The organism is Terrabacter sp. RAF57, assembly GCF_052113925.1.
In the GTDB taxonomy this organism is placed as follows: Bacteria; Actinomycetota; Actinomycetes; order Actinomycetales; family Dermatophilaceae; genus Terrabacter.
Genome location: NZ_JBFRDT010000002.1, coordinates 13582 through 38653 on the forward strand (window position 1 = coordinate 13582; position 25072 = coordinate 38653).

The 25072-nt window shown below is 71.5% G+C and carries 20 protein-coding genes and 1 pseudogene; 7 read left to right on the plus strand and 14 right to left on the minus strand.

All coding sequences use genetic code 11. From position 1 onward, the window contains the following. Positions 1–20: 20 nt before the first annotated feature. Positions 21–1481, minus strand: a complete 1461-nt coding sequence (locus AB4Y83_RS01920) for a hypothetical protein (protein ID WP_442295882.1) — start codon at positions 1479–1481, stop codon at positions 21–23. A gap of 79 nt (positions 1482–1560) precedes the next feature. Here AB4Y83_RS01920 and AB4Y83_RS01925 point away from each other — a divergent pair, with 79 nt between their 5' ends. From AB4Y83_RS01925 to AB4Y83_RS01935, 3 genes and pseudogenes are all read left to right on the plus strand, one after another. Beyond that, positions 1561–2433, plus strand: a complete 873-nt coding sequence (locus AB4Y83_RS01925) for a 3-methyladenine DNA glycosylase (RefSeq protein WP_442295883.1) — start codon at positions 1561–1563, stop codon at positions 2431–2433. 399 nt (positions 2434–2832) lie between these two features. Next, complete coding sequence (locus AB4Y83_RS01930; RefSeq protein WP_442295884.1) at positions 2833–5223, plus strand: heavy metal translocating P-type ATPase; 2391 nt, start codon at positions 2833–2835, stop codon at positions 5221–5223. A gap of 155 nt (positions 5224–5378) precedes the next feature. Next, a pseudogene (locus AB4Y83_RS01935) lies at positions 5379–5695 on the plus strand (hypothetical protein); the annotation flags it as partial. On the opposite strand, the gene AB4Y83_RS01940 reads toward AB4Y83_RS01935, so the two are convergent. The 3 genes from AB4Y83_RS01940 to AB4Y83_RS01950 all read right to left on the minus strand — a co-directional run bounded on the left by AB4Y83_RS01940 (position 5590) and on the right by AB4Y83_RS01950 (position 8335). Next, positions 5590–7113 (minus strand): DUF222 domain-containing protein, encoded by a 1524-nt coding sequence (locus AB4Y83_RS01940; RefSeq protein WP_442295885.1) that lies wholly within the window; start codon positions 7111–7113, stop codon positions 5590–5592. The pseudogene AB4Y83_RS01935 and the gene AB4Y83_RS01940 sit on opposite strands and share 106 nt — an antisense overlap. Positions 7114–7193: 80 nt before the next feature. Beyond that, positions 7194–7583 (minus strand): VOC family protein, encoded by a 390-nt coding sequence (locus tag AB4Y83_RS01945; protein WP_442295886.1) that lies wholly within the window; start codon positions 7581–7583, stop codon positions 7194–7196. A 176-nt stretch (positions 7584–7759) separates the two neighbouring features. Further along, positions 7760–8335, minus strand: a complete 576-nt coding sequence (locus tag AB4Y83_RS01950; RefSeq protein ID WP_442295887.1) for a TetR family transcriptional regulator — start codon at positions 8333–8335, stop codon at positions 7760–7762. Positions 8336–8457: 122 nt separating this feature from the next. On the opposite strand from AB4Y83_RS01950, the gene bioB reads away from it, so the two are divergent. Genes bioB through bioD form a run of 4 tightly spaced genes read left to right on the plus strand, consistent with a single transcriptional unit; the run spans position 8458 to position 12859 of the window. After that, positions 8458–9534, plus strand: coding sequence for a biotin synthase BioB (bioB, locus tag AB4Y83_RS01955; protein WP_442274902.1), 1077 nt, complete (start codon positions 8458–8460; stop codon positions 9532–9534). Then, positions 9527–10867 (plus strand): adenosylmethionine--8-amino-7-oxononanoate transaminase, encoded by a 1341-nt coding sequence (gene bioA / locus AB4Y83_RS01960; RefSeq protein WP_442295888.1) that lies wholly within the window; start codon positions 9527–9529, stop codon positions 10865–10867. Before bioB ends, bioA begins: the two co-directional genes overlap by 8 nt. Further along, positions 10864–12162 (plus strand): 8-amino-7-oxononanoate synthase, encoded by a 1299-nt coding sequence (locus AB4Y83_RS01965; protein ID WP_442295889.1) that lies wholly within the window; start codon positions 10864–10866, stop codon positions 12160–12162. The genes bioA and AB4Y83_RS01965 overlap by 4 nt, the downstream gene beginning before the upstream one ends. Continuing rightward, positions 12155–12859 (plus strand): dethiobiotin synthase, encoded by a 705-nt coding sequence (gene bioD / locus AB4Y83_RS01970; protein WP_442295890.1) that lies wholly within the window; start codon positions 12155–12157, stop codon positions 12857–12859. The genes AB4Y83_RS01965 and bioD overlap by 8 nt, the downstream gene beginning before the upstream one ends. Here the strand turns inward: bioD and cimA are convergent. From cimA to AB4Y83_RS02020, 10 genes are all read right to left on the minus strand, one after another. Beyond that, complete coding sequence (gene cimA, locus AB4Y83_RS01975; RefSeq protein ID WP_442295891.1) at positions 12838–14418, minus strand: citramalate synthase; 1581 nt, start codon at positions 14416–14418, stop codon at positions 12838–12840. The genes bioD and cimA overlap by 22 nt on opposite strands. 387 nt (positions 14419–14805) lie before the next feature. After that, the gene (locus AB4Y83_RS01980) at positions 14806–15519 is read right to left on the minus strand and encodes a gamma-glutamyl-gamma-aminobutyrate hydrolase family protein (protein ID WP_442295892.1); all 714 of its coding nucleotides are present in this window, start codon (positions 15517–15519) and stop codon (positions 14806–14808) included. A gap of 31 nt (positions 15520–15550) precedes the next feature. Further along, positions 15551–16318: a 3-oxoacyl-ACP reductase gene (locus AB4Y83_RS01985; RefSeq protein ID WP_442295893.1), complete on the minus strand. Its 768-nt coding sequence runs from the start codon at positions 16316–16318 to the stop codon at positions 15551–15553. 48 nt (positions 16319–16366) lie between these two features. Further along, entirely contained in the window at positions 16367–17740 is a 1374-nt protein-coding gene (locus AB4Y83_RS01990) for an aldehyde dehydrogenase family protein (protein ID WP_442295894.1), read from the minus strand. Beyond that, positions 17737–19104, minus strand: a complete 1368-nt coding sequence (locus AB4Y83_RS01995) for a glutamine synthetase family protein (RefSeq protein WP_442295895.1) — start codon at positions 19102–19104, stop codon at positions 17737–17739. The genes AB4Y83_RS01990 and AB4Y83_RS01995 overlap by 4 nt, the downstream gene beginning before the upstream one ends. A gap of 19 nt (positions 19105–19123) precedes the next feature. Next, entirely contained in the window at positions 19124–19852 is a 729-nt protein-coding gene (locus AB4Y83_RS02000; RefSeq protein WP_442295896.1) for a FadR/GntR family transcriptional regulator, read from the minus strand. Positions 19853–20096: 244 nt separating this feature from the next. Continuing rightward, positions 20097–21689: an amino acid permease gene (locus AB4Y83_RS02005; protein WP_442295897.1), complete on the minus strand. Its 1593-nt coding sequence runs from the start codon at positions 21687–21689 to the stop codon at positions 20097–20099. Positions 21690–21890: 201 nt separating this feature from the next. Next, a complete protein-coding gene (locus AB4Y83_RS02010) occupies positions 21891–22709 on the minus strand; it encodes an HAD family hydrolase (protein WP_442295898.1) in 819 nt (272 codons plus the stop codon). 18 nt (positions 22710–22727) lie between these two features. Next, complete coding sequence (locus AB4Y83_RS02015) at positions 22728–23825, minus strand: branched-chain amino acid aminotransferase (RefSeq protein ID WP_442295899.1); 1098 nt, start codon at positions 23823–23825, stop codon at positions 22728–22730. Between the two features lie 179 nt (positions 23826–24004). After that, on the minus strand, positions 24005–25069 hold the full coding sequence (locus AB4Y83_RS02020; protein ID WP_442295900.1) for a 3-isopropylmalate dehydrogenase: 1065 nt from the start codon (positions 25067–25069) through the stop codon (positions 24005–24007). Positions 25070–25072: the final 3 nt, after the last annotated feature.

Sequence of the window (25072 nt, forward strand, 5' to 3'; positions counted from 1 at the left end):
CACTCCCCCGCGGAGGGCGGTCAGCGCGGCCAGACGATCGTGACGTCCGCCGGCGACCCGGGCTGCCCGCTGGGCCGGGTGCGGTACTCCGGCACGCCGACGCACGTCCACAGCAGACCGGCCACGTCCGTCCCGAGGAGGTGTGCGAGGTCGGAGTCGCGGAAGGTCATGCCCGACGCAGCCGCGCCCAACGCGTACGCCATGAGGTGCAGGCGGCCCTCCGCGACGCCGGCAAGCAGCTGCGCCTCGCGATAGGCGTGGTCGTCGAGGTCGTCCAGTGGCGCGCCGCTCATGGCGACGAAGGCGGCGTCGCCGGCGAGGCCCTGCTCGAGGGCGGCCGCGAAGAGCTCGTCGCGGACGGACCGCTCGTCGAGGGGGCGCACGGGCGACGAGAGGTCGGGCCACCGGTGGATGCCGGTGGGCACGTCATCGACGCCGCTGACGCCGAGCCAGTGCGGGACGTCGATGCCGCGCAGCGAGGCGCTCATGGCGTCGACGAGCACGTGGCGCGGGAGCGACCGGTCGGGGTGGAGCCGGCGGATCGACCCCTTGCTGACGACGACGGCATCGGTGCTGGGTCCGCCCTCGGCGGTGAGCGCGACCGGAGCCCCGCGCTCGAGCTCGGCGCCGAGGCCGCGCTGCTCCCCCGCACGTTGGGCGGCCGTCACGAGCGGGAACTCGAGACCGTCGGCGTCGTGGTGGCCCGACATCGGGTCGCCCGTCAGGTGCACGGCCGGGTCGCCGGGACCGAGGGCCACGAGGGCGACCGGGAACTCGTGCACGCGGTCGGCGCCGACGAGGGCGGCCACCTCGGCATCGGGGAAGGTCGTGAAGAGCCGTGCTGTCAGGCCTGCCGCGTCGGCGAGGGCGAGCGTCTGGGCCAGCATGGTGCCGGCGTCCCAGTAGATGTGGCGGAATCCGCGCTCGCGGTAGCGCCAGCCGGTGCGCCACGGCACCCCCGTCACGACGACGGTCACGGCGTCGCCCGACGGCGCGGGGCCGAGGACGACGAGGGCGTGGGCCTCGGGGTCGTACCAGTGCAGGCCCGGCTCGAGCCCCTCGACGCCCGCCCCGCGCGGCACGGCGACGTAGAGCTCGAGCGGGAAGCGCGCCCCGGCCGAGCCGGCCGCGCGGAAGAGCATGACCCCGCCGTCGGGGCGCGCCGTGCGCCGGGTGACGCCGGACGACAGGAAGAGCAGACGGGCCAGGCCGGGGAGGTCGAGACGGCTCGGCGCGACCGTCGCCGTGCCGGCGAGCACCGCGGTGGCCGCCGACGACGACGCGGGGAGGTCGGGCGGCAGGAGGACTCGTCGCAGGTCGTCGTCGTAGCGCTTGTAGGACCGGGGCCGCCGCGTCACGTCGTTGGGCACGAGGTCCTGCACGAGCCGGTCGTCGTCGGGGACCTCGGTCCACTCCCGCTCCGGGGTGTAGGAGGTCAGCCGGTGCAGCAGGTGGGTGGGTCGCTCCGCGTCCGGTGCCATGAGGCCATCCTGCCCTCGGGTCGCGGGTGCGCGGTGGGGTTCGGGGCCGCGACTCGCCTACCCTCGTGGGGTGCAGGTGATGAGCGAGCCGGAGTGGCGCGAGCGGACGGCGGCGCACGAGGAGCGTGTCGACGCCGCGACCTCCGCGCACCTGGCTCGACGACGCGACCACCGCAAGCACCCGGTCGAGGACTTCCTCTTCACCTACTACTCGTTCAAGCCGGCACAGCTGCGCCGTTGGCACCCCGGGGCCGGCACGTCCCTCGTGGGGGCAGCGCGCGCGCCGCAGGTCGACTGGCGCTTCTACGAGGTCGACCGCGACGTCGTCGGGGTGGACGTCGAGGCCTTCACGGCCGCCCGCAGCGACACGCTGCGCTTCGTCCGCGAGCTGCTCGTGCGCACGGCAGGTCGACCGGCGCGGTTCGGCTGCTTCGGGCTGCACGAGTGGGCCATGGTCTACCGGCTCGACCCGACCGACGTGCGGCACACGGGATGGCCCCTGCGGCTCGGCGGCGCCGGGACCGACGCCGTGGTGGAGAGCCACCAGGTCGCCTGCTCGCACTTCGACGCGTACCGCTTCTTCACCCCCGAGGCCGCTCCACTCAACGTGTTGACGCCGACCCGTGAGAGCCAGACGGCCCTCGAGCAGCCGGGGTGCCTCCACGCCGGGATGGACCTCTACAAGTGGGCCCACAAGCTCGTGCCGGCCGTGTCGAGCGACCTCGTCATGGACTGCTTCGAGCTGGCCCGCGACATCCGCACCCTCGACATGCGGGCGGCGCCGTACGACCTGCGTGAGCTCGGCTACGAGCCGGTGCGGATCGAGACCGCCGAGGGAAAGGCAGAGTATGCCGCCGCGCAGCGCGCCTTCTCGGTCCGCGGTCAGGCGCTGCGCGCCCGGCTCGTCGACGCCATCGAGCTCACGCTTCAGATCTCCCGAACCTCGAGCTGACCGAAAGCGCGGCAAGACAGGACGTTTCATTCAGCCCGCGGGCGGCCTTCGAGAACTCGACCCGTGGCGTACTCCACCCATTCGCCGCGGCCGACTTCGGGACATGTAGCTTCGGCCGCTTGGCGGGTGGCCCACGCGTCGGCTGGGTAGCGCCGTCCGTCGAGTGCTGCGTCCACATCGACGTCTTGTTGTACGTGCCCATCGGCGAACAGGGCGTCACAACGGACTCGGCGCCTCGTCGGGGCCAGAACAGTTCGCTCCATCGGGGCGGTGGCTCGTATGGCCGTCGCCCGCTCCGGTGTCGGGCCCGGCCCGTCTCAACTCCGGCGAGAGGACCGCTGGGCGCCCCAAGGCTCATCACACCCTTGCACATATACCCCATGGGGGTATCATGAGAACATGGACACGCACAGCGAGCACTCGATCTCCCCGACGGGCTCGTTGGTGCAGGACCCCGTCTGCGGCATGGACGTCGACCCCGCTACCAGCGAGCACCACCTCGAGCGGGACGGCCACGACTACTACTTCTGCTCCCCCGGCTGCCGCGCGAGGTTCGAGGCGCGCCCGGACGCCTACCTGACCGGCCCGGCAGGACATGCAGGCTCCGGTCACGATCATCGAGAGCACGACCATCACGACCGTGAGGACCCCGCCGGTACCGCAGCGGCCCCCAGCGACGTCACCGAGTGGACCTGCCCGATGCACCCCGAGATCCGTCAGCCCGGCCCGGGCACCTGCCCGATCTGCGGGATGGCCCTCGAGCCGGTCTCCGTGACCGCAGACAGCGGCCCCAACCCCGAGCTCGCCGACATGACCCGCCGGTTCAAGGTCGCCGTCGCCCTCACCATCCCGGTGCTCGTCCTCTCGATGGGGCGCGACCTCATCCCCGCCTTGAACGACGCCATCCCTGCCTCGGTGGCCACCTGGGGGCAGCTCGTCCTGGCGACCCCCGTCGTGCTCTGGGCCGGGTGGCCTTTCTTCGAGCGCGGCTGGACCTCCGTCCGGACGATGAAGCTGAACATGTTCACCCTCATCGCGATGGGCACCGGCGTCGCGTGGCTGTTCAGCGTGGTCGCCACGGTCGCGCCCCAGCTGTTCCCAGAGTCCTTCCGGATGGACGGGACGGTCGCCGTCTACTTCGAGGCCGCCGCCGTCATCACCACACTCGTCCTGCTCGGGCAGGTCCTCGAGCTACGCGCCCGAGAGAGCACCTCCGGCGCCATCCGCGCCCTGCTCGACCTCACCCCAAAGACCGCACACCGGATCGACCCCGACGGGAACGAAGCCGACGTCAGCCTCGAACAGGTCCAGGTCGGCGACCTGCTGCGCGTCCGGCCCGGCGAGTCCGTCCCCGTCGACGGCGCCGTCCAGGACGGCCGCTCGAGCCTCGACGAGTCCATGGTCACCGGCGAGTCCATGCCCGTCACCAAGCAGGCAGGCGACTCCGTCATCGGCGGAACGGTCAACCAGACCGGGTCCATCGTCATGCGCGCCGACAACGTCGGCCGGGACACGATGCTCGCCCGCATCGTCCAGATGGTCGCCGACGCGCAACGCTCCCGCGCCCCCATCCAGCGGCTCGCCGACACGGTGTCGGCCGTGTTCGTGCCCGTCGTCATCGCCACGGCGCTGGTCGCGTTCATCGTGTGGGCGACCGTCGGGCCTGAGCCCCGCCTGGCGCACGCCCTCGTCATCGCCGTCAGCGTGCTCATCATCGCCTGCCCCTGCGCCCTGGGGCTCGCGACGCCGGTCTCGATCATGGTCGGCGTCGGCCGCGGCGCCTCCCTCGGCGTCCTCATCAAGAACGCCGAAGCACTCGAGCGGATGGAGAAGGTCGACACCCTGGTCGTTGACAAGACCGGCACCCTGACCCGGGGCCGCCCCTCGGTCACCCACGTCGCCGCCGCCGACGGCACGGACCAGGACGAGCTCCTCCGGCTCGCCGCCGCCGTCGAACGCGCCAGCGAGCACCCCCTCGGGATGGCCATCGTCCGCGCCGCCACCGACGCCGGGCTGAGCATTCCTGACGTGGCCGACTTCGACGCGCCCGTCGGCAAGGGCGTCACCGGCACCGTCGACGGACGACGCGTCCTCGTGGGCAGCCAACGGTTCCTCGCCGGGCATGACGTCGACACAGCCAGCAAGGACGCCGACGCGGACCGGCTGCGCGCCGATGGCGCCAGCGCCGTCTACGTCGCGATCGACAGTCGCGTGGCTGGCGTGCTCGCCATCGCCGACCCGGTCAAGGACACCACCGCTGCCGCGTTGAAGGACCTACGCGCGGACGGCATTGACGTCGTCATGCTCACCGGCGACAACAAGGTCACCGCGAACGCCGTCGCGCGCAGCCTCGGCATCGACCGCGTCGAGGCCGAGGTCCTGCCCGACCACAAGAGCGACGTCGTCCAGGCGCTGCGCGCCGAAGGGCGCGTCGTCGCGATGGCTGGTGACGGCGTCAACGACGCACCCGCCCTGACCGCGGCCGATGTCGGCATCGCCATGAGCACCGGCACCGACGTCGCCATCGAGAGCGCCGGAGTGACCCTCCTCAAGGGCGACCTCACCGGCATCGTCCGCTCCCGGGCGCTGTCCAGGGCCACCATGTCGAACATCCGCCAGAACCTCGTGTTCGCCTTCATCTACAACGCCGCCGGCATCCCCCTCGCTGCCGGTGTCCTCTACCCGAGCTTCGGGCTCCTTCTCTCCCCGATGATCGCAGCAGCGGCGATGGCCCTGTCCTCCGTCAGCGTCATCAGCAACGCCCTCCGGCTCCGCACGCAAGAGCTGTAGGCGGCCTCGCCGAACGGCTAGCCGCGAACGCTCTAGCCTGTCCCTTGGCAATCACGAGAGATGTCGGAGCACCCGCGAGTCCACGGCTAGGACGTCCGCTCTTCGGCATGCGGACGGGACCAACCCACAGCTGGTGATCCGATATTCGCGCGTAGATGGACGTCGACAAGTGGGCCACAAGCTCATTCCGGCCGTGTCGAGCGACCTCGTCATGGACTGCTTCGAGCTCGCCCGCGACATCCGCACCCTCGACATGCGGGCGGCGCCGTACGACATGCGTGAGCTCGGCTACGAGCCGGTGCGGATCGAGACCGCCGAGGGAAAGGCAGAGTATGCCGCCGCGCAGCGCGCCTTCTCGGTCCGCGGTCAGGCGCTGCGCGCCCGGCTCGTCGACGCCATCGACGTCGTCACCTCGGCCGAGACCGCGCGCCAGCCCTGGCCGGGGAGCAGGGGCGGGGCCTGCGAGGTGTAGGTGTGCCCGGTCGGGGTGGTGATGCGCACCGTGTGGGGTGCGCCGGGTTGTCGGGTGAGGATGGTCGCGGCGGTGAAGCCGGGGAGCTGTTTGGTGTGGTTGCACCGCACGCACAACCCTTGGCCGTTGGTGTCGGTGGTGGGTCCGCCCTGGGCGTGGTCGTGGATGTGGTCGAGGTGTCGGGCGGGGGCGTCGCACCAGGGGGTGCGGCAGATGCCGGTGTCGCGGGTCAGGAGGTAGCGCCGCAGTCCTGCCTCGAAGGTGCGGCGGGTGGAGTCCATCGCGACGAGAGTGCCGGTGGCCGGGTGGGTGTAGAGCCGCCGTAGCCACACCGTCGCGGGGACCGAGCGTTCGTTCACCGGGTCACTGGATCGGGTGAGCAGCGTGCGGGCCCAGACGGCAGGGACGGTGCCGTAGCCGGGGATCTGCGCGGGCGTGGTGTCGCCGGCGAACAGGGCCCGGTCGGTCATGACGAGCTGGACCTCGACGGGGACCGCGTCGGCGGCCGTCTGCCCGGTGAGCCGGGTGACGAACGTGTCGGCCATGACCTGGCCCTTGGCCCGCTCGTCGCCGCCGGCTCGGGCGGCATCGGCGGCCGCGGTGAGGGCGGCGTGCGCGGCAACGGCCTGCGCGACGGGGAGCAGAGCAGTGACGTAGGCCATCGTGTCGGGGGCGGGGCGGATCGTGACCCGCCGCTCGGCCTCCGCCCTCGCCGCCCGGGCCATGACCGAGGCAGCGTCGACGCGGTACGCGGCGGCGCGGACCCGACGGGCGAGCTCACGGTCGCCCAGGGCACCGATCTGCTCGCCGACGTCCCGGGCGTCGCCGGCGTCACCTACTGGCCCGACGACCTCGGCGTCCACGAGGGTGCGCTGCTCGCTCGTCAGGGTCGCGGTCTCGGTGACGATGACCTGCGCGCGCCACTCACTGACCTCACCTGCCTCGAGCGCGGCGAGCGTGCACGGCATCTCCGTGGTCAGGGCGAGCGCCAGCCGCACGTGCTGCGCGCCGCGGACGGGTGACTCGTGCCGGGCCAGGGCGACCTGCGCCGCGACCCCCGTCAGACCCGACGAACCTCGCCTGCGCAACCGGGTCGATGGCTGCCCGTTCGCCGCACCCTCGTCGTCGAACGACGCGGCGCGGGCCTGCCCCCGCGCGGCGCGCCACCCGTCGAAGTCCCTGGCGTCGGAGCACTCCCGCGCCCGGTCGAGCCAAGCCTGTGCGACCTGCGCCTGGGACTCGACGAAGGCCGCCGTCACCCGCACCTGGGCCGCCGCCGCCGCGGACTTCACACGCTCGAGGACGGCGAGCTGGTCGACCCGCTCCTGGTCCGAGTCCCCGTCTGACCCGACCCGCGACAGCGCCGACACGAGCGCCTCCAGACCCTCCGCCGTCACCATCGCCGCGCCATCGAACATGCGTTCGATTCTACGCGAGTCGGACGTTCCCGACCAGACCTGTCCACAGCCGATTCGGTTCGCGCAGAGCGAAATCCGCGTCAGTCGGAGTCGTCGACGTAGAGGCAGAATGGATGGCCGGCAGGGTCGAGCAGCACCCGCACGTCCTGCTGGGGCTGGAACTCAGCGAGCTCTGCCCCGACCTCGACGGCGTATGCCACGGCAGCGTCGAGATCGTCCACCTCGAGGTCGAGGTGGAGCATCATGATCGGCTTCCCCGGCTCACTGGGCCAGACCGGTCGCACGTAGTTCGGCTCGGTCTGGAACGAGAGGTTGTAGCCGTGGGTCCGCGAGGGTGCGAGCGTCGCCCAGCCCGGGCTGTCCTTGTAGAGCGTCCAGCCGAGCAGGCGCTCGTAGAAGTGCCCCAGGGCGGACGCGTCGGGAGCGTCGAGCACGACGCCGAACCAGTGCTTCGTCGTTCGTAGCGGCATCGCACCAGCATGCCAAGACCGGGTGCCGGGCAGGGGCGTGGAGAAATAGTCATGCGAGGCGTATCAGGCGCGACCGCACGTGCTCTGAAGGGTGTCGGCGAAGGTCCAGGCACGCGCGTCGACGATCTCCACCCTTTCAGGGGGTGGTGCTGGGCGGGGCCTGGACCGCCCAGCACTTACGACGTCCGGAGCGCCTGGCGTGAGCCCGAGAGCCCCCGGACGACGACGGCGAGTCCGACCTCGAAGGCCTTGGCCTCGGTCGTCGCGTCCGGCGCCGGCAGGTCGGGATCGACCGATACCGCGAGTGCTCGATCCTGCTGCCCCGCAACGGAACCCAGGATGTGGTGCACGACGAGTGCCGCCACCTCGTCGCGCTCGGACGCCGGTGCGCCGGCTTCGTGGACGAGCCGGGCGAGCTCGCGGAGCGCCGGCGCGGCACCCGGCTCGACGGCATACGCGAGTCCGACGACGTCGGCAGCATCCGGCACCTGCACGAGCGCGTCTCGGACGGCGACGGCCAGCCCCACGAGCGCCTCGGCCGGCGGGCGGTCGCCCGTCGGCAGTGGGATCTCGGCGAGGAGCACGTCAGCCACCTCGACGAGCAGCTCCTGCTTGTTCGCCACGTGCCAGTAGAGGGCGCCGGGCGCGACGCCGAGCTCGCGGGCGAGACGACGCATCGAGAGGTCACCGAGCCCGTAGCGCCGCAGCAGGTCGACGGCGGTCGCGACGACCTGCTCCCGACTCAGTGCCACGCGCTCCCCTGCCCTCGGCATGCGGGTCCGGCGGACCCGCGTTGACAGCCGAGCCTAGCGACTCGGCATACTGAACACCGTTCAAGTTGAACACCGTTCAACGCCGCGCGCAAGGAGCCCGCATGACCCGCCGATTCGACGATCTCGCCGATGCCGTCCTCGCCGGCACCCCCGCGAGCACCGACGACGCCCTGGACGTCCTGCGCGCCACCGACGAGGAGCTGCTGGCCGTCGTCGCGGCCGCGGCACGCCTGCGCCGCAAGCACTTCGGCAACACCGTCAAGGTCAACTACCTCGTCAACCTCAAGTCGGGCCTCTGCCCCGAGGACTGCCACTACTGCTCCCAGCGGCTCGGCTCGCAGGCGGACATCCTCAAGTACACGTGGCTGAAGCCCGACGAGGCCATCGAGCAGGCGTCCGCCGGACTGCGCGGCGGCGCGACCCGGATCTGCATGGTCTCCAGTGGACGCGGCCCCACCGACCGCGACGTCGAGCGCGTGGCCGGGATGGTCGGCGCGCTCAAGCAGGAGCACCCTGACGTCGAGGTCTGCGCCTGCCTCGGGCTGCTCAAGGACGGGCAGGCCGAGCGGCTGCGAGAGGCCGGCGTCGACGCCTACAACCACAACATCAACACCGCCGAGTCGCACCACGACGACATCGTCACGAGCCACACGTACGCGGACCGCGTCGACACCGTGACCAAGGCCAAGGACGCCGGCCTGTCGCCGTGCTCGGGCCTCATCGCCGGCCTCGGCGAGACCGACGAGCAGCTCGTCGAGGCCCTCTTCGCCCTCCGCGACCTCGGGTCGGACTCGATCCCCGTCAACTTCCTCATGCCCTTCGACGGCACGCCGCTCGAGGGCACGTGGGAGCTCACCCCCGGACGCTGCCTGCGCATCCTCGCGATGGCGCGGATCGTGAACCCGGACAAGGAGATCCGCATCGCCGGAGGTCGCGAGATGCATCTCCGCTCACTCCAGGGCCTGGCTCTTCACGTCGCCAACTCGATCTTCCTCGGCGACTACCTGACGTCCGAGGGCCAGGCCGCCGAGGCCGACCTCGAGCTGATCCGCGACCACGGCTTCGTCGTCCTCGGCGCCGACGGGCCTACGTCCGTCCCGAGCGGCGTCCCGGTCGCCACGCACGACCCGGCGAAGCGGCGTCGGGGGGCCGGCACGGACCTTCCCGCCAATGCCTGAAGCCCCGGGATCGCCGCTCGCCGCCCGTGACCGCGGGCTCGTCTGGCACCCCTATGCCCCGCTCGACGGACCCGAGCCGTATGCCGTCGAGGGCGCCTCGGGCGTGCGGCTGTCCCTCACGGCCCCCGACGGCGAGCAGTTCGAGGCCGTCGACGCGATGGCCTCCTGGTGGTGCGCCGTCCACGGGTACCGCAACCCGGTCCTGGACGCCGCGGCCCACGAGCAGGTCGACCGTTTCAGCCACGTCATGTTCGGCGGACTGACGCACGAGCCCGCCGTCCGGCTCGCCGAGCGCCTCACGACGATGGCCCCCGGCCCGATGGCCCACGTCTTCTTCGCCGACTCCGGCTCGGTCTCGGTCGAGGTCGCCCTCAAGCTGGCCCTGCAGTACCAAGCCGCGCGCGGACGCCCCGACCGCCAGCGCTTCCTCACCGTGCGCGGTGGCTACCACGGTGACACCTTCGCCGCGATGAGCGTGTGCGACCCCATCGACGGCATGCACTCAGCCTTCCCGGGCGCCCTGGCCCGGCAGGTCTTCGCCCCGAGGCCACCGGCCGCACGCCTCGTGACCACGCCCACCGGTGGGGACCACTGGGAGACGGACCGCTCCGCTCTCGACCTCTGGGCGGCCGAGGTGCGCGTCCTCGCGCAGACCCACTCCGACGAGCTCGCCGCCGTCGTCGTCGAACCCGTCCTCCAGGGCGCCGGCGGCATGCACGTCTACCACCCCGACTGCCTCCGGGTGCTGCGCGAGGTCGCCGACGACCACGGCCTGCTCCTCGTCGTCGACGAGATCGCGACCGGCTTCGGTCGCACTGGTCGCCTCTTCGCCTCGGAGTGGGCCGACGTCGCACCCGACGTGATCTGCGTCGGCAAGGCTCTGACCGGTGGATACCTCTCTCTCGCAGCGGTGCTCATGACCCGCGAGGTCGGGGACGCGATCACCCGATCGGCGTTCCGAGCCCTCCTGCACGGCCCGACCTTCATGGCCAACCCGCTCGCCTGCGCCGTGGCCAATGCCTCCGTCGACCTCGTCGAGGCGACGTGGAAGGACCACGTCCCCCGCGTCGGCCGGCTTCTCGTCGAGCACCTCTCTCCCGCGGCGTCACTCCCCCACGTCGCCGACGTGCGCACCCTCGGAGCCGTCGGCGTCGTGCAGCTGACGTCGCCCGTCGACGTCGCCCGCGTCACCCGCGCCGCACTGCGGCGTGGTGTCTGGGTGCGCCCCTTCCGGGACCTCGTCTACACGATGCCGCCGTACGTCTGCACGGATGACGACGTCCGTGTCATCGCCGAAGGGGTCGTCGGCGCCGTTGCAGAGGTCCACGGATGAGCAGCTGGGACGCGTGGCTGGCGGAGCGTTCCGACCTCCGGGCCGAGCGCAGCACCGAGCGCTTCGACCCCGTCCTGCGTCTGGGCGGTCCGCGGCGCGGGTCGCGTGACCCGCTCGACCTCGCCTCCAACGACTACCTCGGCCTGTCCCGCGACGACCGCGTCGTGACGGCCGCCCACGAGGCGCTGGAGCGCTACGGCGCCTCGGCGACGGCGAGCCGGCTCGTCACCGGCACCCTTCCCGTCCACCGCGACCTCGAGGCCGCCCTGTGCCGCCTCACGGGCCAGGCGAGCGCGCTCGCCTTCTCGACGGGGTATGCCGCCAACCTCGGGGTGCTGACCGCGCTCAGCGGGCAGGGTGCCGAGATCCTTCTCGACGCCCACGCGCACGCCTCCCTCCACGACGCCGCCCGGATGTCCCGGGTCCCCTACGCCACGTTCGCCCACAACGACGCCGCAGCCCTCGACCGCGAGCTCGCAGCGCGGCCCGATCGGCGGGTCCTCGTCGCCGTCGAGTCGATCTACTCCGTGCTCGGCGATGCCGCGCCCCTGCGCGCCCTCGCGGAGGTCTGCCACCGTCACGGCGCCCTGCTCGTCGTCGACGAGGCGCACGGCATCGGGGTGGCCGGTCACGGGCGTGGCCTCGTCCACGAGCTCGGCCTCGTCGGGGCCGGCGACGTCGTCGTGACCCTGACCCTGTCAAAGGCGCTGGGATCCCAGGGCGGTGCCGTGCTCGGCCCGACCACGGTGCGCCACCACCTCGTCAACACCGCGCGCAGCTTCATCTTCGACACCGGGCTCGCCCCCGCGTCGGCCGCCGCAGCCTGCGCCGCCGCGGGCCTGGTCGCGGACGACCCGAGCCTGGCGGCCGCGGTCCGCGCCAACGCCGGCACCATCGCGGCGATCTGTGGCATCGACCAGGCGGCCGGAGCCGTCCAGTCGCTGCCGATGCCGTCGCCCGAGAGCGCCGTCGCCGCGGCCCTGGACCTGCGCGCCCAGGGTGTCCTCGTCGGCTGCTTCCGGCCACCGAGCGTGCCCGACGGCGTGTCCCGCCTCCGTGTCACGGCACGTGCCGACCTGTCCGGCGACGACCTCTACGAGGCCGCCCGGCTCGTGGCCCGGGCAGCCGCGATTCACGGCTTGGCTCCCGACCCCGCTACCGTCGAGGGGCCACGGGCAGGGGACGCTCCCTCCCCCGTCCGTGGCCTCCCGTCGGTCGCGGCCGCCGAGGGTGTGCAACCACCGGCACCGCACTCGCCACTCGGGTCCATCCCACCGCACGGCGACGATGACTGAGGCGCACCTTCCCCGCGTCGTCCTCGTCACGGGCACCGACACCGACGTGGGCAAGACCGTCGTCACGGCGGCCCTCGTCGCCACGGCACGAGCCGGGGGGCTCAGCGTCACGGCATACAAGCCCACGCAGACCGGGGTGGCACCCGGCGAGCCGGGAGACATGGCCGAGGTGCAGCGCCTGACCGGCGTGGCGGCCGTCGAGGGCGTACGCCTTCGGGCGCCCATGGCGCCGAGACCCGCAGCCGCGCTCGAGGGCGCCGACCTGCCCACCCTGGGCGACCACGTGGCCCGCGTCGCGGACCTGGGCGTAGGCCACGACCTCGTCGTCGTCGAGGGCGCGGGCGGTCTGCTCGTCGAGCTCACCGACGCCGGCGAGACGCTGGCCGACCTCGCGACCGTCCTGCCCGACAGCGGCGTGCTCGTCGTGGCCCGCAGTGCTCTGGGCACCCTCAACCACACCATGTTGACGCGAGAAGCTCTGTTCCACAGAGGAGTCCGGCCGCTCGGCATCGTCATCGGCGCGTGGCCAGAACACCCCGACGTCATCGAGACGACGAACCGCGACTACCTCGGCGCGCTCCCCGAGGGCCTGGTCGGCGCCGTGCCGCTCGGTGCCCCGCGCCACGACGCGGCGACCTTCGCCGCCGACGCTCCCGACTGGCTGCCGGGACTGGCTCAGCGCCTCGGGACACCCTGACGCAGCAGACCGTGCACGATGCCGTCGGTGAGGGCACGCCACGACGCGGCGAGGATCGAGCCGGCGACACCGATGGTGTCCCACGACGTCTCGCCGTCGGAGGTCTCGATGAGCACGCGCGTCACGGCGTCGGTGCCGTGCGAGGCGTCGAGGATGCGCACCTTGAAGTCGATGAGCTCGATCTTCTCGATCTCCGGGTAGGCGCGAGCCAGGGCCTCCCGCAGGGCGTGGTCGAGCGCGTTGACGGGACCGTTGCCCTCGCCTGTCGCGATGAGGCGGGCACCGTCGGCGCGCAGCTTGACGGTCGCCTCCGACGTCGCGTCCCCCTCGCCCGAGGAGTCGGTGATGACCCGCCACGACTCGACCTCGAAGTAGTCGGTGCAGCCCGGCTCGAGCGCCTCGCGGAGCATCAGCTCGACCGTCGCGTCGGCAGCGTCGAAGGTCCAGCCGCGCAGCTCGAGGTCCTTGACCTCGGCGAGCACGGCGGCGACGACGTCGGGGCGGTCGGACAGGTCGAGGCCGGCCTCACGGGCCTTGAGCTCGATGCTCGCCCGCCCGGCCATGTCGGAGACGAGGGTGCGCATGCCGTTGCCGACGAGCGACGGGTCCATGTGCTGGTAGAGGTCGGGGTCGACCTTGAGCGCGCTCGCGTGGAGACCGGCCTTGTGCGCGAAGGCGCTGGCGCCGACGTAGGGCTGGCGGCTGTAGGCGGGGACGTTGGTCACCTCGCTGATGGCGTGCGCGATGTGCATGGCCCGGCGGAACGCGTCGGACTCCATGGCGTCGAGCCCCAGCTTGAACTGGAGGTTGGCGGCGACCGTGAGCAGGTCGGCGTTGCCGGTGCGCTCGCCGTAGCCGTTGACGGTGCCCTGGACGTGGGTCGCCCCGGCCCGGACGGCCGCGACGGAGTTGGCGGCCGCGCAGCCCGTGTCGTTGTGGCAGTGGGCGCCGACGCGGGCGCCGGTCGAGGCGATGACGTCGGCGACGACCTCCTCGACCTGGTGCGGGAGCATGCCCCCGTTGGTGTCGCAGAGCACGACGACCTCGGCGCCGGCCTCGTGCGCGGTGCGCACGACCGAGAGGGCGTAGTCGCGGTCGAGGTGCCAGCCGTCGAAGAAGTGCTCGCAGTCGAGGAAGACGCGGCGACCCCGGCCGACGAGGTGGCCGACCGTGTCGCGAACCATCTCGAGGTTCTCCTCGAGCGTCGTGCGCAGGGCCCGCTCGACGTGGCCGGTGTGGGACTTCGCGACGAGGCACACGACCGACGCCTCGGAGTCGACGAGGGCACGCACGAGGGGGTCCTCCGCCGCGACCCCGCCGGCGCGACGGGTGGCCCCGAAGGCGGCGAGGGTCGCGTGACGCAGGTCGAGCTCGGTGCGGGCCCGCTCGAAGAACTCCGTGTCCTTCGGGTTGGCTCCGGGCCAGCCGCCCTCGATGAAGTCGACCCCGAGATCGTCGAGCAGCCCGGCGATGGCCAGCTTGTCCGACACCGAGAGGTTGAGCCCCTCCTGCTGGGCGCCGTCGCGCAGGGTGGTGTCGTAGACGTGCAGCGCTTCCATGGCCTTCATTGTCCTCGATCTCGGGGGTTCGGCCGACCGCCTGTCCAGGGGCGGGCGACGCGGGTGTGGGAGGCGTCCCGGTCTCTTCTCATGGTTGCGGCGGCCGGGGTGGTGGCCTACGCGGTGTCTCCCTCGGGGTGGTTCGGGAAACAAAAAGACCCCCCAGGGTTGGGAGGTCTGCGCGACGAGGGGTGCTCGTCGCGCTATTCGATAATGAGGGTGCCGGTGGGCACGGGTCGCTTCATCACACGCTCACGGTAGGGCTCGCGAAACATCCGCGAAACACCGCGTCCGGATCGTGGGACCGCCGTCCCACTCCGCGGTTCGAGGTGATGCCGCCACCCACCCGGGGTCCGACATCACCTCGACCGGGCGGGACGGCGTCCGTCATCGGCTCGTGGCGGCGGCCTCGACGAGTGCCCGGAAGAGGCGCGGGTCCGTGCCGACCTCCGGGTGCCACTGGACCGCGAGCCGGAAGAAGGCGTCCGGGTCCTCCATCGCCTCCAGCGTGCCGTCGTCGGCCCACGCCGAGGCCTCGTAGCCCGGATGGGTCAGTACGGACTGGTGGTGGTAGCTCGGCACGTCGGCCTCCTCGCCGAGGATCTCGGCCAGCCTGGTCCCCGCGACGGTGCGCACCGCGTGGTTGCCGTACGTCGCCGGCGCCGGTGAGTGCTCGTCGTGGCCGACGCGGTCGGGCACGTGCTGCTCGAGCAGCCCACCGGCCGCGACCGCCATGACCTGCATCCCCCGGCAGATGCCGAGGAGTGGCACGTCGGTTCCCGCCGTCGCCCGGGCGATGGCGAGCTCCGTCGAGTCACGGTCGGGACGCGAGGCCTGGACGGAGGCGTGCCGTTCGTCCGCGTAGAGCTCGGGCGCCACGTCGACCCCTCCGGCGAGGATGACGCCGTCGAGGCGCGTGACGATCTCGAGCGCCGTCCCGTCGTCGAAGTCCGGGCGCGGCGGGATGACGATCGCGATCCCGCCCGCCTCCTCGACCTGTCGGACGTAGCGGTGCGGCACGAGGGCTCCGGGCACGTCGACCCAACGACCCCACGACGCGCGTTCGACGTAGGCGGTGATCCCGATGACCGGACGACCCATGACGACCTCCTGCTCCAGCCTCCCACTCGCCTCAGAGCGGCGTGACGTATGCGCCCGAGATGCCGCCGTCGACGAGGAAGGTCGACGCCGTGATGAAGCTGGACTCGTCGGAGGCGAGGAAGAGCACGGCGTTGGCCATCTCCTCCGGCTCGCCGAAACGGCCCATCGGCACGTGGACGAGGCGCCGCGCGGCACGCTCCTCGTCCTTGGCGAAAAGCTCTTGGAGGAGCGGGGTGTTGACCGGACCGGGGCACAGCGCGTTGACGCGGACCCCTTCCCGGGCGAACTGCACGCCGAGCTCACGGGACATCGAGAGCACCCCGCCCTTGCTCGCGCTGTAGGAGATCTGCGACGTCGCCGCGCCCATGACGGCGACGAACGAGGCCGTGTTGATGATCGAGCCCTTGCCCTGCTCGAGCATGTAGGGCAGGGCTGCCTTGCAGCAGAGGTAGACCGACGTGAGGTTGACCTCCTGCACCTTGCGCCAGGCGTCGAGGTCGGTGTCGAGGATGGAGTCGTCCTCGGGCGGGCTGATGCCGGCGTTGTTGAACGCGATGTCGACCGAGGCGTACGTCTCCTTGGCCGTGCGGAAGAGCGCGTCGACGTCCTCCTTGCTCACGACGTCGACCCGCACGAAGGTGCCGCCGACCTCCTCGGCGATGCGGGTGCCGTTCGCCTCGTCGAGGTCGCCGATGACGACCTTCGCGCCCTCCTCGGCGAACCGCCGCACGGTCGCGAGACCGATGCCCGAGCACCCGCCCGTGATGACCGCGACCTTGCCGTCGAGCCTGCCTGCCATGTGGATTCCCTTCCAGCCCAGTGGATCTGCGTGTTGGTATGTCGACCGTCAGTCGGTCGAGATGAAGACGTTCTTGACCTCGGAGAACGCGTCGAGCGCGTCGGGGCCGAGCTCGCGCCCGATCCCGCTCTGCTTGAAGCCGCCGAACGGCGTCGAGTAGCGGACGCTGCTGTGCGAGTTGACGGAGAGGTTGCCGGCCTCGACGCCACGCGCGACCCGCAAGCCACGACCGATGTCGCGGGTCCAGATGGACCCCGAGAGGCCGTATGCCGTGTCGTTGGCCTTGGCGACCGCGTCGGCCTCGTCGTCGAACGGCATGACCGCGACGACGGGCCCGAAGACCTCCTCCTGCCAGACCCGGTCGGTGGTCGAGCGCGGGAGGACAACCGTCGCGGGGTACCAGTAGCCGCTGCCCTCGGGGGCCTCCCCGCGGAAGGCGACGTCGACGTCCTCGGTGGCGTCCTCGACGTAGGAGCGCACCGTGTCGCGCTGCCCGGAGCTGATGAGCGGGCCCATCTCGGCGGCCTCGTCGCGAGGGTCGGTGACGACGACGCCGCGTACCGCCGTCTCGAAGTGCTCCATGAAGGTGTCGAAGGCGCTGCGCTCGACGAGGATGCGGCTGCGCGCGCAGCAGTCCTGTCCGGCGTTGTCGAAGACGCCGTAGGGGGCTCGCGCCGCAGCGAGCTCGAGGTCGGCGTCGGCGAAGACGATGTTGGCGCTCTTGCCGCCGAGCTCGAGGGTGACGCGCTTGACCTGGTCGGCGGCCCCGCGCATGATCCGCTGGCCGACGGCCGTGGAGCCGGTGAAGCAGACCTTGCGCACGTCGGGGTGCGTGACGAAGCGCTCCCCCACAACCGTGCCCTTGCCGGGGACGACGGTGAAGACCCCCTCGGGGATCCCGGCCTCGAGCGCCAGCTCACCGAGGCGGACGGCGGTCAGCGGGGTCAGCTCGGCGGGCTTGAGCACGACCGTGTTGCCGGCGGCGAGAGCCGGTGCGAAGCCCCAGCCGGCGATCGGCATGGGGAAGTTCCACGGGACGATGATGCCGACGACGCCGAGCGGCTCGCGGAACGTGATGTCGATGCCGCCGGCGACGGGGATCTGCCGACCGAAGTGCCGCTCAGGCGCCCCCGAGTAGTACGCGAGGACGTCGCGGACGTTGCCCGCCTCCCAGCGTGCGTTGCCGATGGTGTGGCCGGCGTTCTCGACCTCGAGCAGGGCGAGCTCCTCCTGGTGCTGGCCGACGAGGTCCGAGAAGCGGCGCAGGAGCAGCGACCGGTCGGCGGGGCTCACCGCGCGCCACGCGGGGCTCTCGGCCGAGGCCCGGGCGATCGCGGCGTCGGTCTGCTCGAGCGAGGCGAGCTCGACGGTGCGGACCACCTCCTCGGTGGCCGGGTTGATGACGTCGTGCGTGGTGGTCACAGTCGCTCGAATCCTCTCCTGCGCTCCCAGTCGGTGACGGCGGCGTTGAAGGCCGTGATCTCGACGTCGGCGGCGTTGACGTAGTGGTCGACGACCTCGTCCCCGAAGGCCGCTCGGGCCATGGTCGACCCGGCGAGCAGGTCACGGGCCTCCTGGAGCGTCGAGGGCACGCGTGGCTTGTCCGACGTGTAGGCGTTGCCCTCGAGCGCCGGCTCGAGCTCGAGCTCGTGCTCGATGCCGTGGAGGCCACCGGCGAGCATGGCCGCGACGGCGAGGTAGGGGTTGAGGTCGCCGCCACCGATGCGGTTCTCGACGCGGAGGCCGGCGCCGTGGCCGACGACGCGCAGCGCGCACGTGCGGTTGTCGCGGCCCCACGCCACCGTGGTCGGGGCGAAGCTTGCCGACGCGAATCGCTTGTAGGAGTTGATGTTCGGCGCGTAGAAGTAGGTCAGCTCCCGCTGGGTCGCGAGGATGCCGGCGAGGAAGTGCTCGAACATCCCGCTGTGCCCGTGCTCGCGCTCCTCGTCGACGAAGACGGTCTCTCCGTCGAGGCCGCGCAGCGACAGGTGGATGTGGCACGAGCTGCCCTCGCGCTGGTCGAACTTGGCCATGAACGTCAGCGACTGGCCGTGGTGGGCCGCGATCTCCTTGGCGGCGTTGCGGTAGACGACGTGGTTGTCGCACGTGCGCACGGCTTCGTCGAAGAGGAAGCCGATCTCGTGCTGGCCGTAGTTGCACTCACCCTTGGCGCTCTCGACGACGGCGCCGGCGGCATACATCTCGTTGCGGATCTCGCGCAGCAGCGGCTCGACGCGATCACCGCCGAGGATCGAGTAGTCGACGTTGTAGCGGTTCGCCGGGGTCAGGCCCGTGTAGTTCGCGTCCCAGGCCTGCTCGTAGGAGTCCTCGAAGACGATGAACTCGAGCTCGGTGCCGCAGTGCGCGGCCATCCCGAGCCCGGCGGCCCGGTCGACCTGGGCCTTGAGCACCGACCGGGGCGACTGCGCCACGGCGCCGCTGCCGTCGAGCCACGTCAGGTCGCACTGCACGGTTGCCGAGTGACGGCTGCCGGGCGTGCGCCGCAGGGTGTCGAGGTCGAGGTCGAAGAACATGTCGCCGTAGCCGCGCTCCCACGAGGAGATGGCGTAGCCGTCGACGGTGTTCATGTCGACGTCGACGGCCAGGAGGTAGTTGCAGCCCTCGGTGCCGTCCTCGAGCACGTGGTCGAGGAAGTAGTGGCCGTGCAGACGCTTGCCCTGCAGCCGCCCCTGCATGTCGGTGAAGGCGACGACGACGGTGTCGATGTCGCCGGACTCGATCTCCTCGCGGAGCCGGTCGAGCGTGAGCGTGGGTGTGGGCGCCATGTCGTGCCTTCCTGTCGTCTCAGCCGATGAGGCCACGGAGCAGCGCGGAGGTGGCGTCGCAGTGCTCCTCCATGACCGCCCGGGCTCGTTCCGCGTTCCCGCCGAGGATGGCCCCGACGATCTGGTGGTGCTGGGCGTTCGAGTGCTCGATGTTGCGCCGCAGCACGGGGATCGCCATGAGCATGTCGTGCAGGGCCGCCTGCGACCGCGTCACGGCGTCGATGAGCATCGGCGACCCGGAGAGGGTCGCGACGGCCAGGTGCAGCCGCGAGTCGGCGACGCGGTGCGCGGCGGGGTCGGGGGCCCCGTCGACCTCGGCGAGGCTGTCGGCGAGCCACGCCCGTTGGTCGCCGGCGAGGGACTGGGTGGCTGCGAGCCAGGCGGCGCCGGGCTCGACGACGCGGCGGAAGGTCAGGGCGTCGCGCATGGCCGCGCCGCTGCGCACGAAAGCGCCGGAGGTGCTCGAGGGCAGCTCGGCCGACTCGGTGACCCAGGTGCCCCCGCCACGTCCGCGTCGGGTCGTCACGAGGCACGAGTCGCGCAGGGCGGCGATCGCCTCGCGCAGCGTGTTGCGGCTGACGCCGAGCCGTTCGGCGAGCTCGCGCTCCGGTGGGAGCTGCTCGCCGCGCGCGAAGACGCCGAGCCGGATGGCCGTCGCGAGCTGCTCGACCGTGCCCTCGAAGACGTTGCCGGTGGCCGGGCGCAGCACGACATCCGGCAGGGACGGCTGTCGTTCGGCTGCACTCACATGTCGATCCAATACCGTCACCTTCACCTCGTCAATGGTCTGAGAAAGGACCATTGTGTGGGCGACGAGACGCACACGACGACGTCGAGCGCGACCGTGGGGACGCGGTGGTCGTCGATGGCCAACCCGCCCGGGAGCTCCGTGACCTCGCTCGGCTGTCCGGCGTGGGACTGCCGAGCGAGGGCGGTGGCGAGCTGGTCGGCCGGACCGGGAGCAGGGCCCGGCCGGGCCCGCGGCTCCGTGGTCACTCGCTGAACGCCTCGACGACCTCGGGGTCGATGTTGGTCTTCGGACCCTTGAACCAGTGACGTGCCGAGACCCGCCACCAGATGGCGAGCACAAGCAGGGAACCGAGCGTGAGGATCGGGGCGTAGTTGACGAACTTCCACTCGAAGCCGTCGGTGAAGGGCACGCCGCCGGGCACGAACGGCAGGATGAAGTAGATCGAGATGATCGCGATCTCGATGACGGCCACGAGGTTCATCCACTTGTACTTCGGCCCGTTGGTCCACGAGCCGGGCACGAACGCGTCGCCCATCTTCCAGCGGAGCCAGATCGGGATGAGGAAGGCCAGGTAGAGGCCGATGACGGCGACCGAGACGACCGCGTAGAAGGCGGTCGGCACGATGAGCGGCGCCTCCTCGGTGCCGATGTTGACCTCGACGAGGGCGGGCAGCGTGATGATCGCGCTGACGACGCCGACGAGCATGACGGCGTTGGCCGGCACCTTCGCCCCGGTCAGCGTCGACCACAGGCGCGAGCCGGGCACGGCGCCGTCGCGGCTGAAGGCGAACGTCATGCGCGAGGCGCTCGTCATGCACGAGGTCGTGCAGAAGAACTGCCCGACCGCCGAGATCGTGAGGATCGCGGCCGCCCACTTCGAGTCCATGGCGTGCGTGAAGATGTAGGCCACGCCGCCGCCGCCGACGCCGGCGTTGTCCGGCTTGCCGTCGGCGCCGTTGGGGATCGCGAAGAGGAAGCAGAGGAGCAGGATCCAGCCGCCGATGGCGGAGTAGAAGATCGAGCGCCAGATCCCTTGTGCCGCAGCCTTGGACGCGGCCGAGGTCTCCTCCGACAGATGCGCGGAGGCGTCGAAGCCGGTGATCGTGTACTGCGTCAGCAGCAGGCCGAACGGGACGATGAGAAGCCAGTACGTGGGCGAGCTCGTCGAGCCGTCGGCGTAGCCGGAGTTGTTGAACCTCTCCGTGAAGACGTAGGAGAAGCTCTGGTGGTTGTCGGGCACGACGATGAGGATGAGGATGATGACGGAGGCCCCGACGACGTGCCACCACACGGAGACGTTGTTCATGACGGCCATGAGGTGGCCGCTGAAGATGTTGAGCACTGCGGCCGCGATGAGCACGACGAGGAAGATCCAGAAGACGCGCGTCAGCGAGTATCCGTCGGCGTAGCCCGTGGACCACGTGCTGAGGGCCAGGTCGATGAAGGTCGCGCAGCCGTAGGCGACGGACGCGGTGACGGCGACGAGGCCGATGAGGTTGAGCCAGCCGGTGAAGAAGCCGGCTCGGGCGCCGCCCATCTTGTTGGCCCACCAGTAGATCCCGCCGGACGTGGGGTAGGCCGAGACGAGCTCGGACATCGTCAGACCGATGACGAGGATGAAGGCGGCCACGATCGGCCAGCCCCATGAGATCGCGATCGGGCCGCCGTTGTTGAAGCCCTGGCCGAACGTCGTGAAGCAGCCGGCGAGGATCGAGATGATGGAGAAGGAGATCGCGAAGTTCGAGAAACCCGACCACGAGCGGTCGAGCTCCTGCTTGTAGCCGAGTTCCGCCAGACGGCGTTCGTCATCGGAGAGACCAGTTGCCTGAGCCATGCCCTGCACTCCCATCTTCGGTATGAAGTTGGACCGATGCTAGCGCCCGCACATCGCAGCCGAACAGACCTCGGAGCGACCCGTTCTGCGCTGGGACAGGCCGATTTCCGACGCGTTTCGGCGCGCTGACCGGGCCAATGGAGCCACAACAGACCATTCGGACAGCACCGCCGGGCATTCGACGCCGGCGTGCCGCCGGGGTCAGAGCCCTAGCGCCCACTCCAGGGTGCGCGCGACGCCGTCCTCGTCGTTGGACGCGCACGTGCGGGTCGCGGCGGCGCGGGCGTCGGGGTGGGCGTTCGCGACGGCCCACCCGACTCCGGCCCACTCGAGCATCGGAATGTCGTTGGGCATGTCACCGAAGGCCCACACGTCAGCGGGGTGGATGCCGGCGCGGGCGCACCACCGCACGAGGCCCGCTGCCTTCGTCACGCCCGGAGCCGAGATCTCGGCGAGCCCCCCGGTGCCCGAGTGCTGCACGAGGGCGCGGTCGCCGAGCACCTCGGCCACGCGCGGGATGACCTCGTCCTCGGGCAGGTGCTCGGTGCGGGCGAGCAGCTTGCCCACGACGGCGCCGGGCGGGAGATCCTCGATGGGGGCCGGCACGAGGTCACCCGGCACCCAGCGGGGGTGCAGCTCGGGGTAGTTCGGCTCGGTGTGCACACCGCCGCTCAGCTCGGCGCTGAAGCCGATGCCCGGCACCGCGGCCCGCAGGTCCGCGACGATCTCGAGCAGCAGGGCACGGTCGAGCGGGTAGGACGCGACGACGGTCCGCGCGCGCACGTCATAGTCGAAGGCGCCGTTGGCGCTGATGACCGTGCCGTCCCCGCCGACGGCGTCGGCGAGCGGGTCGAGCCACCGGGGCGGACGCGCTGTCACGAAGACGACGCCGATGCCGGCGGACTCGGCCGCGCGCAGCGCAGCGCTCGTGCGCGCGGAGATCACCCCGTCGGAGCGCAGCAGCGTCCCGTCGAGGTCGGTGGCGACGAGGCGCGGCCGCCGCAACGGCGCGTCACCCACGGACGCCACTCCCCCGACTCAGACGAGCCGGGTCAGCCAGCCGTGCGAGTCCTCCGCGCGGCCGTACTGGATGTCGAGGAGCTTGGCGCGGATGGCCTCGGCGTAGCGGTCCTCGTGGCCCTCACGACGGTGGTCGACGGAGCCGCCGTCCCAGCGCAGCTCGCCCACGGGGGTGACGACGGCCGCGGTGCCGCACGCGAAGATCTCGACGATGTCGCCGCTGGCCGCGCCCTCCTTCCACTCCTCGATCGGGATGCGCCGCTCCTCGGGCTCGAGGTCGAGCTCCTTGGCGATCTCGAGGATCGAGCTGCGGGTCACACCCTCGAGGATCGTGCCGGTCAGCTCCGGCGTGATGATGCGGCCGTCCTTGGTCACGAGGAAGAGGTTCATGCCCCCGAGCTCCTCGATGTACGTGTGCGTCGAGGAGTCGAGGAAGACGGCCTGGTCGCAGCCGTGCTCGATGCCCTCGAGCTGGCCGGCGAGCGAGCTGGCGTAGTTGCCGCCGCACTTCGCCGCGCCGGTGCCGCCCTCGCCCGCACGGGCGTAGTCGGTGGAGATCCACAGCGTGACGGGCTTGAGACCGCCGGAGAAGTAGGCGCCGGCCGGGGAGGCGATGACGGAGTAGGTGACCTGCTGGGCCGGACGCACGCCGAGGAAGGCCTCGGAGGCGAACATGAACGGGCGCAGGTAGAGGCTCTTCTCCCCGGCGTCTCCGGCGGGGACCCACGCCTGGTCGACGCCGACGAGCTGGCGGAGCGACTCGATGAAGTCGGCCTCGGGCAGCTCCGGCAGCGCGAGGCGGCGGGCCGACCGGGCGAAGCGGGCGGCGTTGGCCTCGGGGCGGAACGTCCAGATCGACCCGTCGGCGTGACGGTAGGCCTTCATGCCCTCGAAGATCTCCTGGGCGTAGTGCAGCACCGCCGCCGCCGGGTCGAGCTGGAAGGGACCGTACGGCTTGACCCGGGCGTCGCCCCAGCCACCCTCGGCGGTCCACGTCGCGACGACCATGTGGTCGGTGAAGGTCTTGCCGAAGCCGGGGTTCTCGAGGACCTCGGCGATGCGCTCGGGCGACGTGACGTCGTCGCGGCGCGTGACCTCGAAGGACAGCTGGGACATGACAAACCTCCAGGAGCAAAATCAACGGTGATCCGATTGTCAGGCTATCGCCCACATCGTGAGACGGCGAAGTCGGGCACCGCCCACGGGCTCTGGTCCGGACCGCGGGGCGCACCACGCGCCCGACACCGCCACTCGCGTGCGAGGCCGCGTCGGGCGTATGCCGTGTGGCGTCGCTGTCAGAGGCGCGCGACGACGGCGTCGCCGACGACCGTCGTGCTGCGTACGGCGTCACCACGCTCAGCCAGGTCAGCGGCGACGGCCGCGTCCACCCGCCCCGCCTCGGCATCGAGGCCGAGGTGCGCGAGGAGCATGCCGACCGAGAGGATGGCGGCGGTGGGGTCAGCCTTGGACTGACCGGCGATGTCGGGGGCCGAGCCGTGGACGGGCTCGAACATGCTCGGGGTGGTGCGCGCGGGGTTGATGTTGCCCGACGCGGCGAGCCCGATGCCGCCGGCGATCGCCGCGGCGATGTCGGTGAGGATGTCGCCGAASAGGTTGTCGGTGACGATGACGTCGAAGCGGCCGGGGTCGGTCGCCATGAAGATCGTCGCGGCGTCGACGTGCTGGTAGGCGGTCTCGACGTCGGGGAACTCGGCTCCGACCTCCTCGACGGTGCGGCGCCAGAGGTGGCCGGCATACGTGAGGACGTTGTGCTTGTGCACGAGGGTCAGGTGGCGACGCGGGCGCGCCTGGGCGCGGGAGAAGGCGTCGCGGACGACGCGCTCGACCCCGAAACGGGTGTTGACGCTGACCTCGGTCGCGATCTCGGCCGGGGTCCCGACGCGCAGCGCGCCGCCGTTGCCGGTGTAGGGCCCTTCGGTGCCCTCGCGGACGACGACGAAGTCGATGCCGTCGGGGGCGACGCGCGCGACGTCGAGCGGGCTCGCCACTCCGGGAAAGAGCTTGGCGGGGCGCAGGTTGACGTAGTGGTCGAGGGCGAAGCGCAGCGGCAGCAGCACGCCGCGCTCGAGGACGCCGCTCGGGACGCTCGGGTCGCCGATCGCACCGAGGAGGATCGCGTCGTGGCCGCGCAGCTCCTCGAGGACGGAGTCGGGCAGCGTCTCGCCGGTGTCGTGCCAGCGGCGGGCGCCGAGGTCGTACTCGGTCGTCGCGAACTTCGGACCGCTCTCGCCGGTGACCGCGTCGAGGACCTTGAGGCCCTCCGCGACCACCTCGGGACCGATGCCGTCACCGCCGATCACAGCGATGGAGTAGGCGTCCTTGACCTGCGTCTGTGCCATGTC